The sequence below is a fragment of the Govania unica genome (genome assembly GCF_027920805.1).
GTDB lineage: Bacteria > Pseudomonadota > Alphaproteobacteria > Sphingomonadales > Govanellaceae > Govanella > Govanella unica.
On sequence record NZ_JANWOI010000004.1, the window covers coordinates 204,178 to 219,734 of the forward strand.

The 15,557-nt window shown below is 61.2% G+C and carries 16 protein-coding genes; 8 read left to right on the plus strand and 8 right to left on the minus strand.

Going from position 1 to position 15,557, the window contains the following annotated elements; genetic code table 11:
* Nucleotides 1–25 precede the first annotated feature (25 nt).
* From rpsO to irrA, 4 genes are all read left to right on the plus strand, one after another.
* Nucleotides 26–295 (plus strand): 30S ribosomal protein S15, encoded by a 270-nt coding sequence (gene rpsO / locus NYP16_RS11685; protein WP_274944328.1) that lies wholly within the window; start codon nucleotides 26–28, stop codon nucleotides 293–295.
* A 171-nt stretch (nucleotides 296–466) separates the two neighbouring features.
* On the plus strand, nucleotides 467–2,611 hold the full coding sequence (gene pnp, locus NYP16_RS11690; RefSeq protein ID WP_274944329.1) for a polyribonucleotide nucleotidyltransferase: 2,145 nt from the start codon (nucleotides 467–469) through the stop codon (nucleotides 2,609–2,611).
* Nucleotides 2,612–2,782: 171 nt separating this feature from the next.
* Complete coding sequence (locus NYP16_RS11695) at nucleotides 2,783–4,174, plus strand: NAD(P)H-dependent flavin oxidoreductase (RefSeq protein WP_274944330.1); 1,392 nt, start codon at nucleotides 2,783–2,785, stop codon at nucleotides 4,172–4,174.
* 198 nt (nucleotides 4,175–4,372) lie between these two features.
* Nucleotides 4,373–4,807, plus strand: coding sequence for an iron response transcriptional regulator IrrA (gene irrA / locus NYP16_RS11700; RefSeq protein ID WP_346742526.1), 435 nt, complete (start codon nucleotides 4,373–4,375; stop codon nucleotides 4,805–4,807).
* Between the two features lie 151 nt (nucleotides 4,808–4,958).
* On the opposite strand, the gene NYP16_RS11705 is transcribed toward irrA, so the two are convergent.
* Nucleotides 4,959–5,537 carry an SH3 domain-containing protein gene (locus NYP16_RS11705; protein WP_274944332.1) on the minus strand — a complete coding sequence of 193 codons (579 nt, stop codon included), beginning with the start codon at nucleotides 5,535–5,537 and terminating at the stop codon, nucleotides 4,959–4,961.
* Between the two features lie 238 nt (nucleotides 5,538–5,775).
* On the opposite strand from NYP16_RS11705, the gene NYP16_RS11710 reads away from it, so the two are divergent.
* A complete protein-coding gene (locus tag NYP16_RS11710) occupies nucleotides 5,776–6,777 on the plus strand; it encodes a 2-hydroxyacid dehydrogenase (protein WP_274944333.1) in 1,002 nt (333 codons plus the stop codon).
* 190 nt (nucleotides 6,778–6,967) lie between these two features.
* Here NYP16_RS11710 and NYP16_RS11715 read toward each other — a convergent pair whose 3' ends face one another.
* From NYP16_RS11715 to ubiE, 7 genes are all read right to left on the minus strand, one after another.
* On the minus strand, nucleotides 6,968–7,726 hold the full coding sequence (locus NYP16_RS11715; RefSeq protein ID WP_274944334.1) for a HesA/MoeB/ThiF family protein: 759 nt from the start codon (nucleotides 7,724–7,726) through the stop codon (nucleotides 6,968–6,970).
* An 82-nt stretch (nucleotides 7,727–7,808) separates the two neighbouring features.
* Nucleotides 7,809–8,768, minus strand: a complete 960-nt coding sequence (gene cysK / locus NYP16_RS11720) for a cysteine synthase A (RefSeq protein ID WP_274944335.1) — start codon at nucleotides 8,766–8,768, stop codon at nucleotides 7,809–7,811.
* Nucleotides 8,769–8,820: 52 nt separating this feature from the next.
* On the minus strand, nucleotides 8,821–9,276 hold the full coding sequence (locus NYP16_RS11725) for an RrF2 family transcriptional regulator (RefSeq protein ID WP_274944336.1): 456 nt from the start codon (nucleotides 9,274–9,276) through the stop codon (nucleotides 8,821–8,823).
* A gap of 25 nt (nucleotides 9,277–9,301) precedes the next feature.
* The gene (gene dut / locus NYP16_RS11730; RefSeq protein ID WP_274944337.1) at nucleotides 9,302–9,754 is read right to left on the minus strand and encodes a dUTP diphosphatase; all 453 of its coding nucleotides are present in this window, start codon (nucleotides 9,752–9,754) and stop codon (nucleotides 9,302–9,304) included.
* A complete protein-coding gene (gene coaBC / locus NYP16_RS11735; protein WP_274944338.1) occupies nucleotides 9,745–10,977 on the minus strand; it encodes a bifunctional phosphopantothenoylcysteine decarboxylase/phosphopantothenate--cysteine ligase CoaBC in 1,233 nt (410 codons plus the stop codon). Before coaBC ends, dut begins: the two co-directional genes overlap by 10 nt.
* Before the next feature lie 89 nt (nucleotides 10,978–11,066).
* A complete protein-coding gene (gene ubiB / locus NYP16_RS11740) occupies nucleotides 11,067–12,617 on the minus strand; it encodes a 2-polyprenylphenol 6-hydroxylase (RefSeq protein WP_274944339.1) in 1,551 nt (516 codons plus the stop codon).
* On the minus strand, nucleotides 12,617–13,396 hold the full coding sequence (ubiE, locus tag NYP16_RS11745; RefSeq protein WP_346742524.1) for a bifunctional demethylmenaquinone methyltransferase/2-methoxy-6-polyprenyl-1,4-benzoquinol methylase UbiE: 780 nt from the start codon (nucleotides 13,394–13,396) through the stop codon (nucleotides 12,617–12,619). Before ubiE ends, ubiB begins: the two co-directional genes overlap by 1 nt.
* Before the next feature lie 75 nt (nucleotides 13,397–13,471).
* Here ubiE and mutM point away from each other — a divergent pair, with 75 nt between their 5' ends.
* Genes mutM through NYP16_RS11760 form a run of 3 tightly spaced genes read left to right on the plus strand, consistent with a single transcriptional unit; the run spans nucleotide 13,472 to nucleotide 15,473 of the window.
* On the plus strand, nucleotides 13,472–14,311 hold the full coding sequence (mutM, locus tag NYP16_RS11750; RefSeq protein ID WP_274944340.1) for a bifunctional DNA-formamidopyrimidine glycosylase/DNA-(apurinic or apyrimidinic site) lyase: 840 nt from the start codon (nucleotides 13,472–13,474) through the stop codon (nucleotides 14,309–14,311).
* Nucleotides 14,308–14,664 carry a hypothetical protein gene (locus NYP16_RS11755; RefSeq protein WP_274944341.1) on the plus strand — a complete coding sequence of 119 codons (357 nt, stop codon included), beginning with the start codon at nucleotides 14,308–14,310 and terminating at the stop codon, nucleotides 14,662–14,664. Before mutM ends, NYP16_RS11755 begins: the two co-directional genes overlap by 4 nt.
* A 32-nt stretch (nucleotides 14,665–14,696) precedes the next feature.
* Entirely contained in the window at nucleotides 14,697–15,473 is a 777-nt protein-coding gene (locus NYP16_RS11760) for an enoyl-CoA hydratase (protein WP_274944342.1), read from the plus strand.
* Nucleotides 15,474–15,557 lie beyond the last annotated feature (84 nt).

Below are 15,557 nucleotides of genomic sequence, written 5' to 3' on the forward strand. Positions count from 1 at the left end.
TTTTGCGATGCCGCGGAGAGCAAATATGTCGATCACTGCCGAGCGCAAACAGGCGCTTGTTACCGAATATGCCACCAAAGCTGGTGACACTGGGTCCCCGGAAGTTCAGGTTGCAATCCTGACCGAGCGGATCACCAATCTGACCGATCATTTCAAGACCCACGCCAAGGATCATCATTCCCGCCGTGGTCTTCTGAAGCTCGTTAACGAGCGTCGTCGTCTGCTCGACTATCTGAAGCGCAAGGAAAACGGGCGTTATGCCTCGCTGATCCAGCGCCTCGGTATCCGCAAGTAATTGCGACGTGGCGGTGGGGTGTGCCGGTTACGGAACACCCCACCGATCCGCGCTCTGGCCGGTCCATGAGGGACCTGGCCGGATGATGCGCGGCTCCGCGGATGCCGGCGATTGATGGCAATTGCCGGAAAGCCCCGATGGAACCGCCATCGGTTGAAATGGGATACAGATATGTTCAATATTTTTCGTAAAGAAATCGAATGGGGCGGCCGCCAGCTCATCCTTGAAACGGGTCATGTTGCCCGTCAGGCTGACGGTGCGGTCATGGCCACCTACGGCGGCACGACCGTCCTTTGCGCTGTTGTTGCAGCGAAGACGCCGAAGCCTGACATCGACTTTTTCCCGCTGACCGTGAATTACTTCGAGCGCACCTATGCTGCGGGCAAGATCCCAGGCGGCTTTTTCAAGCGCGAAGGCCGGCCGAGCGAAAAGGAAACCCTCGTATCGCGTCTGATCGATCGTCCGATCCGTCCGCTGTTCCCGAGCAATTTCCGCAATGAGACCCAGGTCACCTGCACCGTTCTCAGCCATGACATCGAGAACGACGCCGACGTCGTCGCCATGATCGGCGCGAGCGCGGCTCTGACCATTTCGGGTATCCCGTTCTTTGGCCCCATCGGTGGCGCCAAGGTCGGTTACAAGAACGGCGAATATATCCTCAACCCGACCCTCGACGAGCTTGAGGTCGGCGACCTCGAACTCATGGTTGCGGGCACCCGCGACGCTGTGTTGATGGTCGAATCGGAAGCGAAAGAGCTTTCGGAAGATATCATGCTCGGCGCCGTCATGTTCGGCCATAAGGCCATGCAGCCGGTTCTGGATGCGATCATCGCGCTTGCTCAGCAGGCTGCGAAGGATCCGTGGGATCTGCCGGCCGTGGACGACAATTCGGTTCTGATCAAGCAGATCAAGGATCTGGCTGAAGCTGATCTCCGTGCCGCCTATGGCAACACGGTGAAACAGACCCGCGTCACCAAGATCGGTGAAGCAAAAGCCAAGGTTAAGAAGGCTCTCATCGAAGAGGCTGGCCTCAGTGCCCAGCTCGTCGGCGGGCTCCTGAAGGATCTCGAAAAAGACATCGTGCGTGGCGATATCCTCGATACCGGCCGCCGCATCGATGGCCGCGATCTTGTGACCGTGCGTCCGATCGTTGCCGAAGTCGGCGTTCTGCCGCGTGCCCATGGGTCGTCGCTGTTCACCCGCGGCGAAACTCAGGCGCTGTGCGTTGCCACCCTCGGCACCGGCGATGACGAACAGATCATCGACGCGCTTGAAGGCGAATATCGCGAAAACTTCCTGCTTCATTACAATTTTCCGCCCTATTCGGTCGGTGAAACCGGTCGCGTCGGCTTTACCGGCCGTCGTGAAGTGGGCCATGGCAAGCTTGCCTGGCGCGCCCTTCGCGCTGTGCTGCCGACCAAGGAAGTGTTCCCCTATACCATTCGCGTGGTGTCGGAAATCACGGAATCGAACGGCTCGTCGTCGATGGCCACCGTCTGCGGCGGCGCTTTGTCGATGATGGATGCCGGTGTTCCGCTGACCCGTCCGGTCTCGGGCATCGCCATGGGCCTGATCCTTGAAGGCGAGCGCTTTGCGGTTCTGTCGGACATCCTCGGTGATGAAGATCACCTCGGCGACATGGACTTCAAGGTGGCTGGAACGACCGAAGGTATCACTGCGCTGCAGATGGATATCAAGATCGCCGGCATCACCGAAGCGATCATGAAGCAGGCTCTGGCTCAGGCTCACGGCGGTCGCGCTCATATCCTGGGCGAGATGGAAAAGGCGCTTTCGGGCGCCCGTACCGAGCTTTCGGCTTATGCACCGCGTATCGAGACCTTCAAGATCAACAAGGAAAAGATCCGCGAAGTCATCGGCACCGGCGGCAAGGTCATCCGCGAAATCTGCGAAGTGACCGGCGCCAAGGTGGATATCGAAGACGATGGGACCGTCAAGGTGTCGTCGGCCAATCTCGATTCCATCGAAAAGGCCGTGAAATGGATCCAGGGCATCGTTGCCGAAGCCGAAGTCGGCCGGATCTATGACGGCAAGGTCGTCAAAGCCGTGGAATTTGGCGCTTTCGTCAATTTCATTGGCAACAAAGACGGTCTCGTTCACATCAGCGAACTCGCGTCGAAGCGGGTGCAGAAGGTGACCGACGTCGTCAATGAAGGCGATAAGGTGAAGGTCAAGGTGCTCGGCATCGATGAGCGCGGCAAGATCCGCCTCAGCATGCGCGTGGTTGACCAGGAAACCGGTGAAGACCTTGGCGACAGCCCCCGTGAAAAGGGCGGCAAGGAAGCGGTGGACGCGTAACGCGCCAAAGCTTTATAGGGGGTGCTTGTGGACTGGGTCCACCGCCCCCATATATGACCGAACTGCCTGATTTGGTGCGGACCCAGACTTTTCCCGGGACAAGGTTTCGCCTGTTCCCGGGGGCTGTCAGGGCCCGCTATCAGGCGATTAACTTTTGACAGGATATGTTTGATGAAAGCCCTCAATCCTTTGATGATCTCCGGCCGGGAGGTGCTTCCACTTGTCGAGGGTGGCAAAGGGGTTTCTGTCAGCACCGGAGCGAGCTCCGGAGCCTGGGCGGCCGCGGGCGGTGTTGGCACCGTATCCTGCGTCAATGCCGACAGCTATGATGCGAACGGCAATCTCGTCCCGCAGCTGTATTTCGCCAAGACCCGCCGTGAGCGCCATGAAGAACTGATCAATTACGCCGTCGCCGGTGGTGTCGATCAGGTGCGCCGGGCCTATGAGACGGCGAGCGGTGAGGGCCGCATCCATATCAATATCCTGTGGGAAATGGGCGGTGCCGAGCGCATCCTCCGGTCGGTGCTTGAAAAGACCAAGGGTCTTGTTCATGGCGTGACCTGTGGCGCGGGCATGCCTTATAAGCTCGCGGAAATCGCCGCGCTGCATCAGGTTCATTATCATCCGATCATTTCCTCGGCCCGGGCCTTCCGCGCGCTGTGGAAGCGCGCCTACAAGAAATATGCCGAGTGGCTGGGCAGCGTGGTCTATGAAGATCCGTGGCTGGCCGGCGGTCATAACGGCCTGTCGAATTCGGAAGACCCGCTGGTGCCGCAGGATCCCTATCCGCGCGTGGCCGAACTGCGCCGCGAAATGCGTGAATCCGGCGTGCCGGAAGTGCCGATCATCATGGCTGGCGGCGTCTGGTATCTGCGCGACTGGGAACATTGGATCGACAATCCCGAGCTTGGCCCGGTGGCGTTCCAGTATGGCACCCGTCCGTTGCTGACCAAGGAAAGCGAAATTCCGGACGCCTGGAAACAGCGCCTGATGACCTTGGCCGACGGCGACGTCCTGTTGCATGACTTCAGCCCGACGGGGTTCTATGCCTCGGCCGTGCGCAATGATTATCTGCGGGAACTCGAAGGCCGCAGCCTGCGTCAGATTCCGTTCGCGACCAAGCCGGTCGGCGAGCTGATGGACGAACTTGATCTTGGGCGCGCGCCGCTGTTTGTAGCGGGTTCGGATCGGGTCCATGCGCTTGACTGGATGCGTCAGGGCTATACCGAAGCCATGAAGACTCCGGATCAGACGCTGATTTTCGTCACCCGTGAAAAACGCGATGAAATCCGCAAGGATCAGACCGATTGCATGGGCTGCCTCAGCCAGTGCAAATTCTCGAACTGGGCCGATAATGAGGACAATTCCTCGGGCCGCAAAGCCGATCCACGGAGCTTCTGCATTCAGAAGACCCTGATGGATATCGCCCATGGCGGCGATGTGGAGCAGAATCTCATGTTTGCCGGTCACGGGGCTTACAACTTTGCCAAAGACCCGTTCTATTCCAATGGCTTTGTCCCTTCGGTCAAGCAACTGGTGGATCGGATCGTCACCGGCGACTAGCGTGAAAAGTCGTCAAGCCGCGGGTTTGCTTGACTTTATGCTTTTTCGTCGCCACATATCAGGTCTGTGGTAGCCTGAGTAGCCGGTGCTGCTTATGCTTTCTGCCTTATCGTGCAAGGCTTTCGGTCGGACCTGGAGGACGATGTGCTGAACGACGCTTCATCCACGATCATGACGACGACTACGGCGCCGGAAACGATGCCGCATTCTGTTGTCCCTGCTGACGGCAGTTTGCGGCCTTTTGCGCAGTCCCTGCATCGGCTTCGTCAGGTTGGGTTGCGTCCGACGCGTCAGAGGCTTGCCTTGGCTCGTCTGTTGTTCGATATGGGTTATGATCGGCATATGACCGCCGAAGCCCTGCATGAGGAAGCGGTTCGTGCCGGGGCGCGGGTGTCGCTCGCCACCGTCTACAACACCTTGCATCAATTTACGGATAACGGCCTGTTGCGGGAAGTGGTGGTCGATTGCGGCCGCGCTTATTTCGATACCAACGTTACCGATCATCACCATTTCTTTTATGAGGATGGTGGGCGTCTCGAAGATATTCCGGCCGGGCTTGTGGAGATTTCAAACATCCCGCAACCGCTCGGTGGCACGGTGTCGCGGGTGGATATCATCATTCGCGTCAAGTGACTGTCAGATTATAGATTTCAGAAATGGCCGGATTTGATCCGGCCATTTTTTGTTTTCCGTCATTGCGAGGCGCAGCCGAAGCAATCCAGAACCTTTGAACGGCCAGACTGGATTGCTTCGGCTGCGCCTCGCAATGACAGTCTGCGTATGCTTAGGATTTCTTACCGTCGCCGGGCATCAGGCCCCAGAGGCTCTGGCGGGGGGCCCAGCCTTTTTTGCCGTCGATGCGCAGGCGGCACCAGTCGTCGGCGCATTCGATCAATTCGGCGATGACGCCGCTTTCGGCGCGCAGCACGGCGTTGCTCTGGTCGCTGGCCTTGTCACGGAGGACGGTAATGGCGCTGCCATCGTGGCCGCGGATTTCCACGGTTCGGCGGCCGGACAGCATGCTGCCATGGACCCAGCCGCTTTCACCGTCGCGATCACGGATTTTACGCCAGATGTCGAATTCGGCTTCGACCTGAACCGGCAGGCTTTTGCGCGTATAGACCCATTTGATGGGATAGCGCGTGCCGGGGCCGCTCCGCATGTTGATTTCCTGAGCCCCGAGCGACACCATGCGCGGCACCGGCAAGCCGGAATTGCCAACACGGGTGTCTTCGGCGGCGGTGTCGCCGCTGCTGTCGGTTTCGGCGGCCGTCGCCAAACAGGCGGCGAGCACGGCGCTCACGACGAGAGCGCAGAGGACGATTCTGGGACTGATCTTTGAGCCGGTGAGACGCTGGATCATGGTGCTTCCATACAGAGACATTCCCTGTTGATAAGGCGTGGGCGCGGGTCGGGTCAAGGGCGCGCTGATAAAACCCGCGTTTGGTGACGATGCATCATTTGAAAGCCCTCGGCAGTTCTGCTACACAGACAGGAATGTCCGTACATCTTGCCTCGGGGCCTGATCCTCGATTTGTAGTCTGCCCTGGGTTTAAACTGACTTCCCGTTCTGGATGGCGGGAATGCTGGAGCGGTGGTTAATGTCGAAAAAGCCCCTTGTCATCGTTACGCGTAAATTGCCCGATCCCATCGAGACGCGGATGGCGGAGCTGTTTGACGTTCAGCTCAATCTGTCTGACGAGCCCTTCACGCAGGATCAGATGGCCGATGCCGTGCGCCGCGCCGATGTGCTGGTGCCGACGGTCACGGACCGTATCGATACGCGCATTCTGGCTCAGGCCAATCCGAATCTGCGGCTGATCGCCAATTTCGGCACCGGCGTCGATCACATCGATCTCGCCACCGCCCGCCAACGCGGCATCACCGTGACCAATACGCCGGGCGTGCTGACGGAAGATACCGCCGACATGACCATGGCGTTGCTGCTTGCGGTGCCGCGCCGTTTGTCGGAAGGCGAACGGGTCATCCGCTCAGGCAAGTGGGAGGGCTGGTCGCCCACCGGCATGCTGGGGCACCGTATCTGGGGCAAGCGGCTCGGGATCATCGGCATGGGCCGTATCGGTCAGGCCGTGGCCCGCCGGGCCAAGGCCTTTGGCCTGTCGATCCATTACCATAACCGCCGCCGTATCGAGGTGGAGATGGAAGCCGAGCTTGAGGCCACCTATTGGGAAAGCCTCGATCAGATGCTGGCGCGCATGGATATTCTGTCGGTCAATTGCCCGCATACGCCTGCGACCTATCACCTGCTGTCGGATCGTCGCCTGCGCTTGGTGAAGCCGCATGCCTTTATCATCAACACCTCGCGTGGCGAAGTGATTGATGAAAATGCCCTCGTGCGCCTGTTGCAGCAGGGCAAGATCGGTGGCGCCGGGCTTGATGTGTTCGAACATGAGCCGGCGGTCAATCCGAAGCTTCTGGAACTCGATAACGTGGTGCTACTGCCGCATATGGGCTCGGCCACCATTGAGGGCCGTATTGATATGGGCGAAAAGGTCCTGATCAATATCAAGACCTATGTGGACGGCCACACCCCACCGGATCGCGTGATCATGGATTGGGGTCAGGACAGCCTCTATTCGTAAAGGCCGGAGAGATGGATTGCCGGGTCAAGTCCGGCAATGACAATCTTGGAATTTCATAATCTGTTATGACCGGGTCAAGCTCGGTTATACAGTTTTTGAAATTCTGAATGTCTCATTCATTTTCTGAATCTGTCATTGCTGGGCTTGACCCGGCAATCCATGGTTCCGCCAGTAGAACCACCGCCGCTTATCACGAACGAGCGCCGCAGACCGGACAGGCCGGGTCGCGTTTCAAACGCACTGTGCGGGTGCGGGCGCTGAGGGCGTCGTATAGCAGGATGCGACCGGCGAGGCTTTGGCCGAGGTCGAGGATTTCTTTCAGCACTTCCACCGCCTGCCAGGTGCCCATGACCCCGGCGACCGCGCCGAGGATGCCGGCTTCGGCACAGTTGGCGATGCCTTCGGGGGCTTCGGGGACAAAACAGCGATAGCAGGGGAGGTCCGGCCCGGCATGGGGCTTGAAGGTCGCAAGCTGGCCTTCGAACTGGCTGAGTGCGGCGGAGACCAGGGTTTTTTTCAACGCAACACAGGCATCATTGACGGCGAAGCGGGTGGCGAAATTGTCGCAGCCGTCGGCGACGATGTCGTAACCAGCAATAATCTCCCGCGCATTGTCCGGCGTGAGGCGGAGGTTATGGGCGATGACCCGGACGTCGGGGTTGAGCGCGGCGAGGGCGGTGATGGCGCTTTGAGTTTTGGCTTCGCCCACGCGGTCGGTGCTGTGGAGGATCTGGCGTTGCAGGTTTGAGAGCGCCACGGCGTCATCATCGACGATGCCGAGCGTGCCGACGCCAGCGGCGGCGAGATACATGAGAAGCGGCGAGCCGAGGCCGCCCGCGCCGATGACCAGAACCCGCGCCCGCAGCAGGTCCTGTTGGCCCGCACCGCCGACCTCACGCAGGATGATATGGCGGGCGTAGCGGTCAAGCTGGGCGTCGGTGAGCGGCATGGATAAAACTCGGTCCTTCGAGACGGCCCTTTGGGCCTCCTCAGGACGAACGGGAGTCGTCCTGAGGTATTTTAAATTTGGCTCAGAGGCCTTCGAAGAGGGCGGTGGTCAGATAGCGCTCGGCGAAGGAGGGGACGATGGCGACGATAAGTTTGCCTTTCATCTCCGGCCGCTTGGCGACTTCGAGGGCGGCGGCTACGGCGGCGCCGGAGGAGATGCCGACGGCGATGCCTTCTTCGCGGGCGATCTGGCGAGCCACGGCGAAGGCGGTCTCGTTGCCGATGGTGATGGTTTCGTCGATCAGATGAGTGTCGAGAATGCTTGGCACAAAGCCCGCGCCGATGCCCTGGATTTTATGCGGGCCGGGCTGGCCGCCGGACAGCACCGGGCTGTCTTCGGGCTCGACGGCGATCATGCGGACCGAGGGCTTGCGGGCCTTGAGGACCGAGCCGACGCCGGTCAGCGTGCCGCCGGTGCCGACGCCGGAAATGACCACATCGACGCGGCCCTGGGTGTCGTTCCAGATTTCTTCGGCCGTGGTGACGCGATGGACTTCCGGATTGGCCGGGTTGTCGAACTGCTGCGGCATGACGGCGTTTGGATTATCGGCGAGGATTTCCTTGGCCCGTTCGATGGCCCCCTTCATGCCTTTGCCAGCCGGGGTCAGCTCAAGCTGGGCGCCAAGCAGCGCCAGCATCTTGCGGCGCTCGATGGACATGCTTTCGGGCATGACGAGCACCAGCGGATAGCCCTTGGCGGCGCAGACGAAGGCGAGCGCGATGCCGGTGTTGCCCGAGGTCGGCTCGACAATGAGCGTGTTGGCTTTGATCTTACCCTGTTCTTCGAGCGCTTCGATCATGGCGACGCCGATGCGGTCCTTGACGGAGGCGAGCGGGTTGAAGAATTCAAGCTTCACCGCAACCTCGGCCTCAAGACCTTTGGTCATGCGGTTGAGGCGCACAAGCGGCGTGTTGCCGATGGTGTCGATGATGCTGTCGAAAATCTTGCCGTGGCCTTTGGTGCCGTCTTTTGCAACCGTCATGGTCGGTCTCCTTTGTCGCACTGGCGTGAAGTCGTCTTAAGTCTGTAGAGGTTTAAATATTGAAATCAAGGCCGCGATCGGCTTCGGTCAGGATGCCGCCGCGATCGGCGCGGGTGCAGAGATCCTGGATGGTGATCGAGTCGAGCTTATGCATGATATCGCGGTTGAGCTGATCAATCAGCGGTTTGACCACCGTGCGCCCGAGTTCCGACGGGCTGTCATAGTCATTGCCTTCGGTGCCGCCTTCGATGGCGCTGACCACGGCGATGATTTCCCCCACCGTGATGCGTCGCCGCTCGCGGGCGAGGAAATAGCCGCCGCGCGGGCCGCGCACGCCCTTGAGGATGCCCGCCCGCACCAGTTGCTGCATGACCTGCTCAAGATAGCGTTGCGGGATTCCCTGGCGGCGGGTGATTTCCTTCGACTGCACCGGCTCGGCGCGGCCGTTATAGGCAATGTCGACCACCGCTTCGAGCGCGAACAGCATCTTTTTAGAAAGCCGGAACATAGGCAATTTCCTGATGGTTGAGTGGTCAGACGCCGGTTGACCCGAATCCGCCGCTGCCGCGTGCGCTCTCTGTGAGGGAATGAACTTCGGACCAGTCGACGCGGGTTACAGGTGCGACCACCAATTGGGCGATACGCATGCCGCGTGTGATGACGAAGGGCTCACGCCCGTGATTGATGAGGATCACTTTGATTTCCCCACGATAGTCGGCGTCGATGGTGCCGGGGCTGTTTAGAACCGTGACGCCGTTCTTGGCGGCGAGGCCGGAACGCGGGCGCACCTGCGCTTCGAAGCCTGCGGGCAGAGCAATGGCGAGGCCGCAGGGCACCAGCCCGCGATCACCCGGCGCGAGCACCAGTTCCTCGTCAGGGCTGAGGGCGGCGGCGAGATCGACACCGGCACTTTGCAGGGTTTCGTAACGCGGCAACGGCAGGCCTTCACCATGGGGCAGCCATTGAAGGGTGACGGTCAGGGACATGGGGCAGAGTCTTTCGTAGGATTGGCAAAGAATTGTGCGATGCGGGCCGCGAGATCGCGGGCAACGTTGTCTTTCGGGCTGTCGGGCCAGGTGTCGATGCCCGCCTCGGTGATGAGATGCACACTGTTGCGGTCGCCGCCCATGATGCCGGTGGCGTGGCTCACGTCATTGGCGACGATCCAGTCGCAGCCTTTGCGGGCGCGTTTGGCGCGGGCGTGGTCGATGACCTGTTCGGTTTCGGCGGCGAAGCCGATGACGAGCGCCGGACGGTTCGGACCGGTTTTTGACAGCGTGGCGAGAATGTCGGGGTTTTCGACAAAGCTGAGGGCCGGGGGCGCGCCGCCGGTTTTCTTGATCTTTTGGGCGGCGTCACAGTCAATGCGCCAGTCGGCGACGGCGGCGACGCAGACAGCGATGTCGGCGGGCAGCGCCGCCTCGCAGGCTTTAAGCATGTCCCGGGCGGATTCTATGCGGATCACCGACACGCCTGTCGGATCGGGCAATGCTGTCGGGCCGGACACGAGGGTCACCCGCGCACCAAGGGCCTGAAGGGCAGCGGCGATGGCATAGCCCTGCTTGCCGGACGAGCGGTTAGCGATATAGCGCACCGGGTCGATGGCCTCGTAGGTCGGCCCGGCGGTCACCAGGGCATGGCGTCCGGCGAGTGGTTTGAGGCCGTCGCGCGCGGCGTAGAAATCAAGCACGGCGGCGAGGATCTCATGGGGTTCGCTCAAGCGGCCCGCACCGACTTCACCGCAGGCGAGGGCGCCTGAGCCGGGCGTGATGATCGTCACCCCGTCGGCCCTGAGGGTGGCGAGATTGCGCTGAGTTGCCGGATGGTCCCACATGCGGCTGTTCATGGTGGGGGCGATCATCACCGGCTTGTCGGTGGCAAGGAGCGCGGTGGAGGCGAGGTCATTGGCGAGCCCCTGCGCCATCTTGGCCATAAGGTCGGCGGTGGCGGGGGCGACCAGCACCAGATCGGCCTCCCGCGACAGGCGGATATGGCCCATCTCGGATTCGTCGGTCAGGGAAAAAAGCTCGGTATAGACCTTGTCGCCCGTCAGGCTCGCAACCGAGAGCGGGGTCACGAACTCGGCCCCGGCGCGGGTCAGGATGGCGCGGACCGCAATCCCCTGATCACCGAGGCGGCGGATCAGTTCGAGACATTTATAGGCGGCAATGCCGCCGCCGATGATGAGAAGAACGCGCTTTGCGCTCATAGGATGCCTGAACCTGCTGTTTGTTGATCTGTCCGTTAAATTACAGATTCGGGCAGGCTTCTGCAAGGTTTCACGGGCGGAATATGTAATTAGCTTAAAAAGTACAGCACAGCCACCGCCGCCGCTCCGCCCGCAAGCGCGCCGAGGAGCAGGCCGCTCCACCAGCCGCGGCCGCTGTCCTGACCGTTGTCGAGCTTGAGCCGGAGACCCGCGCCGCGGGTCTCCTCAAGGAAGTCATTGAGGCCGCGCACCAGATCGGGAATTTCCTCAGCCAGTTTGAAAAGCCGCTTGCCGGCACTTTCAAGGCGGCCTTTGGGGCCGAGATGTTCCTTGATCCAGCGTTCAAGCACAGGGCGCGAGATTTCCCACATATTGACGGCGGGATCGAGATTGGTGGCGACGCCTTCGACCATGACCATGGTCTTCTGCAACAGCAGCAATTGCGGCTGGGTCTGCATGGCGAAGGTTTCGGTGGTCTTGAGCAATTGCGTAAGCAGGCTACCGAGCGAGATGTCGCTCACCGGCCGCCCGGCGATGGGCTCCCCGATGGCGCGGAGCGCCTGGGCGAAGAGGGCGCGGGATTGGTCCTTCGGCACATATCCGGCGCTGAAATGGGCTTCGGCCACGGCCTCGTAATCGCGGCGCAGAAAGCCATAGAGAATGCGCGCGAAGGTGTGACGAGTGGCCGAATCAAGCCGCCCCATGATGCCGAAATCAACGGCCACGACCCGGCCACCCGGACAGGCGAACAGATTGCCCTGATGGAGGTCGGCGTGGAAAAACCCCTGGAACAGCGCCTGTTCGAGAAAGCTTTGCACGATGATCGGGGCCAGCGGCTTTGCGTCATATCCGGCGGCGGCGAGGGCCTCGCGGTTGCTGAGCGGGATGCCGTCGACCCGTTCAAGGGTCAGCACCCGGCGCGCGGTCAGCTGCCAATGGATTTCGGGGACGCCGAAATGCGGATTCTGCGCGAGATTTTCCCCGAGTTCCGAGGCGGCGGCGGCTTCGTAGCGGAAATCCATCTCGATTTCCACCATGTTGGCGAAGGTCTCGATCACATCGGTGGGGCGGAGGCGGCGCAGCTCAGGCCGGGCGCGCTCGACCAGCCGGGCGAACCAGCGGAAGCTTTCGAGATCGCGGGCAAAGGCGGCCTCGACGCCGGGGCGGAGCACCTTGACCGCAACTTTCTTGCCATCAAGCGTTTCGGCGAAATGGACCTGGGCGATGGAGGCGGCGGCGATGGGCACGTCGTCGAAGCTTAGAAATAGCTCCTCCACCGGGCGGCCGAGTTCAGCGCTGATGATGGCGCGGGCCTCGGACCCTGGGAAGGGCGGCAGGCGGTCCTGGAGGTTGGCGAGATCGCGGGCGGTCTCATGCCCGACGAAATCGGGCCTGGTGGCCATGGCCTGACCCATTTTGATGAAGGTCGGCCCGAGATCCTGCAAGGCATTGGCAAGGCGGACGCCGGGGCGGGTCTCGGCCTGATCGCGGGTGGCTGGGCGGAGTTTGGCGAGGAATCGCACGAAGCGAAGCGCGGGCGGTAGATCGCCCATCAGTTCAAGCGGAAAGAGCGCGTCATGGCGGGCGAGAGTCAAAGCCACGTCCAGAAGTCGCGTGATATGGCGCAAGGGCGTTTGCATCAGATGCGCCAGCCGGAATGCAGGGCCACGATGCCGCCCGACAGATTGCGGTAGCTCGCACGGGCGAATCCGGCGGTCGTCAGCTCGTCGGCGAAGGTTTTCTGGGGCGGGAACTGGCGGATGCTTTCGACGAGATACTGATAGGAGTCGCGGTCGCCTGCCACAAGCCCGCCGATGGCCGGAATGGCATGGAAGGAATAAGTGTCATAGATCCAGTCAAGCCCGGGCAACACCACTTTTGAGAATTCGAGGCAGAGGAACCGCCCGCCCGGCTTGAGCACGCGATAGGCCTCGCGCAGCGCCTTCGGCCGGTCGGTCACGTTGCGGATGCCGAAGGCGATGGTATAGACGTCAAAGCTTTGGTCGGGCATCGGCAGCGCTTCGGCATTGCCGCAGGTCCAGGTGAGGCCGTTCAGACGATTCTGGTCGATGGCGCGGTCGCGACCGACGCCGAGCATGGCGGCATTGATGTCGCAGATGGAGATATCTACCGGGTTTTCGGGCCAGCGTTTCCGGAGGCGGTCATGAATGCGGAAGGCAACGTCGCCGGTGCCGCCCGCCACATCAAGAAAGCGCATGCCGGGGCGCGGATTGACGCTGTCCACCAGGGTGTTTTTCCATAAACGATGCAGCCCGCCGCTCATGAGGTCGTTCATGATGTCATATTTGGGCGCGACCGACTCGAACACACCGCGCACAAGTCCGGCTTTTTCCCCGGCGCGAACGTCGCGAAAGCCAAAGGAAACGGTATCGTCTTGCGCCAACGGCTTGTCAGTCATGATGATCTCGCTATGCTGCGGACATGTGGTTTATTGGCCGCACCATAGCGCAGCCTTTTGAGTGAAACCAGAATAATGCCGGAGCTTCCCGAAGTCGAAACCGTTGCCCGGGGCATCGCCCCGGCTTTAGTGGGGCGGCGCATCGCGCGTGTGCTGCAACGGCGGGCCGATTTGCGTATTCCCTTTCCAGCCGGATTCCCAGAACGCCTGACCGGGCGGCGCATCGACGCTGTGCGGCGGCGGGCCAAATATCTGTTGTGGGATCTCGATGATGGGCAGACCGTGCTCGTGCATCTCGGCATGTCCGGCAGTTTTCATGTGTTGACCGGCGGGGCCGCCTTGCCGGATGAGTTCGGTCCCCATGCCCATGTGGTGATCGAGACCGAGGGCGGGGACCGGCTGATTTATAACGATCCACGCCGCTTTGGCCTGATGACGGTCTATGACCCGGGCGCGGCGCTGTTGTCGCCCTGGCTGAAGAATCTTGGGCCCGAGCCCCTTGGCAATGAATTCTCGGCCGAGGGCTTGTCTGTGGCGCTTGATGGTCGGCGCAGCAGCATCAAGGCGGCGCTGCTGGATCAGGCGGTGGTGGCCGGGCTTGGCAATATCTATGTGGCTGAGGCCTTGTTCCGGGCGCGGATTTCGCCGCGCCGGGCCGCCTATACGGTGGCCGGCGCGCGGGCGGAGCGGCTGGCCCCGGCGATCCGGGATGTGTTGCGGGAAGCCATCGAATCGGGTGGGTCGAGTCTCAAGGATTTTGTTCATTCGGACGGCACGCTCGGGTATTTTCAGCATCGCTTCCATGTGTATGACCGCACTGGTCAGCCCTGTGTTACTCCGGGCTGCGGTGCGACTGTGCAGCGTATCGTGCAAAGCGGGCGCTCGACGTTCTTTTGTGGGCAATGCCAAAGATGAAATGGATCATACCGGCGGTTTTTGGGGTGATGCTGGCCTCGACGGCTTTGGCCGAGACGCGGTTTCTGGCCGATATGGATGACATGCCGCTTGCGCCCGGTCTGACGGAAATCGACGGCGAACGGCTGGTGTTCGACAAGGCCGAGGGGCGCATTTTACGGACGGCGGCACGGGGGGCGGTGACGTCTGTGGCCGTGCGGGAGTTTTACGTGAAGACATTGCCCTCGCTCGGCTGGCTGCCGGTGTCGGAGCGGCCGGATAAACTTCTGTCCGACCGCGAGGGCGAGCGGCTTGAGATTACCCTTGAAGGAAGCAGCCCGGTTGTGGTCCGTTTTGCCCTGCAGCCGCGCTGAAACATATTCAAAAAACAACAGGAGACGGTCTTATGAGCTATGAAGCGATTCTGGTGGTCCGCGAAGACGCGGTCGGCATCATCACCCTCAATCGTCCGCAGGCGCTGAATGCCCTGAACAGCCAGCTCATGGATGAGCTGACGGCTGCCGTGGACGCGTTTGAAGCGGATGATGGCATTGGCTGCATCATCATCACCGGGTCGGAAAAAGCCTTTGCCGCCGGGGCCGACATCAAGGAAATGAAGTCCAAATCCTATATGGATGTCTATAAGGAAGACTTCATCACCGCCAAATGGGAGCGCGTCACCCGCACACGCAAGCCGGTGATCGCGGCTGTGGCTGGATTCGCCCTTGGTGGCGGCTGTGAGCTGGCCATGATGTGTGACTTCATCATTGCCGCCGACAATGCCAAATTCGGGCAGCCGGAAATCAAGCTCGGGGTCATTCCGGGCGCCGGTGGCACGCAGCGTCTGACGCGTTTTGTGGGCAAGGCCAAGGCCATGGACATGTGCCTGACCGGGCGCATGATGGATGCCGCCGAAGCCGAGCGTTCGGGGCTGGTGAGCCGGGTGGTGCCGCTTGCCGATCTCATGACGGTGACGCGGGAGGCGGCGAAATCCATTGCGGCACTGTCGCGTCCGGCGGTGATGATCTGCAAGGAATCGATCAATCGGTCTTACGAGACGACGCTGGCCGAGGGCATTCGCTTTGAACGCCGGGTGTTCCATTCGCTCTTTGCCACCGAAGATCAGAAGGAAGGTATGAGCGCTTTTGCCGACAAACGTCCGGCTGAGTTCAAGCACCGCTGACCTTATAGCTATTGACCAACCGGGGTGGGCCGTGTAAAAGCCAGCCCTTGAGTTCATGGAGTGCTCCGCAACGGGGCGCGAACG

What these genes read in the sequence shown, in the direction of transcription:
- NYP16_RS11725 (WP_274944336.1), bottom strand. Translation starts at nt 9,276, where the DNA reads ATGTTCCGGCTTTCTAAAAAGATGCTGTTCGCGCTCGAAGCGGTGGTC.
- NYP16_RS11715 (WP_274944334.1), bottom strand. Translation starts at nt 7,726, where the DNA reads ATGCCGCTCACCGACGCCCAGCTTGACCGCTACGCCCGCCATATCATC.
- NYP16_RS11705 (WP_274944332.1), bottom strand. Translation starts at nt 5,537, where the DNA reads ATGATCCAGCGTCTCACCGGCTCAAAGATCAGTCCCAGAATCGTCCTC.
- ubiB (WP_274944339.1), bottom strand. Translation starts at nt 12,617, where the DNA reads ATGCAAACGCCCTTGCGCCATATCACGCGACTTCTGGACGTGGCTTTG.
- pnp (WP_274944329.1), top strand. Translation starts at nt 467, where the DNA reads ATGTTCAATATTTTTCGTAAAGAAATCGAATGGGGCGGCCGCCAGCTC.
- mutM (WP_274944340.1), top strand. Translation starts at nt 13,472, where the DNA reads ATGCCGGAGCTTCCCGAAGTCGAAACCGTTGCCCGGGGCATCGCCCCG.
- cysK (WP_274944335.1), bottom strand. Translation starts at nt 8,768, where the DNA reads ATGACGGTTGCAAAAGACGGCACCAAAGGCCACGGCAAGATTTTCGAC.
- NYP16_RS11760 (WP_274944342.1), top strand. Translation starts at nt 14,697, where the DNA reads ATGAGCTATGAAGCGATTCTGGTGGTCCGCGAAGACGCGGTCGGCATC.
- dut (WP_274944337.1), bottom strand. Translation starts at nt 9,754, where the DNA reads ATGTCCCTGACCGTCACCCTTCAATGGCTGCCCCATGGTGAAGGCCTG.
- irrA (WP_346742526.1), top strand. Translation starts at nt 4,373, where the DNA reads ATGCCGCATTCTGTTGTCCCTGCTGACGGCAGTTTGCGGCCTTTTGCG.
- NYP16_RS11710 (WP_274944333.1), top strand. Translation starts at nt 5,776, where the DNA reads ATGTCGAAAAAGCCCCTTGTCATCGTTACGCGTAAATTGCCCGATCCC.
- NYP16_RS11695 (WP_274944330.1), top strand. Translation starts at nt 2,783, where the DNA reads ATGAAAGCCCTCAATCCTTTGATGATCTCCGGCCGGGAGGTGCTTCCA.
- rpsO (WP_274944328.1), top strand. Translation starts at nt 26, where the DNA reads ATGTCGATCACTGCCGAGCGCAAACAGGCGCTTGTTACCGAATATGCC.
- NYP16_RS11755 (WP_274944341.1), top strand. Translation starts at nt 14,308, where the DNA reads ATGAAATGGATCATACCGGCGGTTTTTGGGGTGATGCTGGCCTCGACG.
- coaBC (WP_274944338.1), bottom strand. Translation starts at nt 10,977, where the DNA reads ATGAGCGCAAAGCGCGTTCTTCTCATCATCGGCGGCGGCATTGCCGCC.
- ubiE (WP_346742524.1), bottom strand. Translation starts at nt 13,396, where the DNA reads ATGACTGACAAGCCGTTGGCGCAAGACGATACCGTTTCCTTTGGCTTT.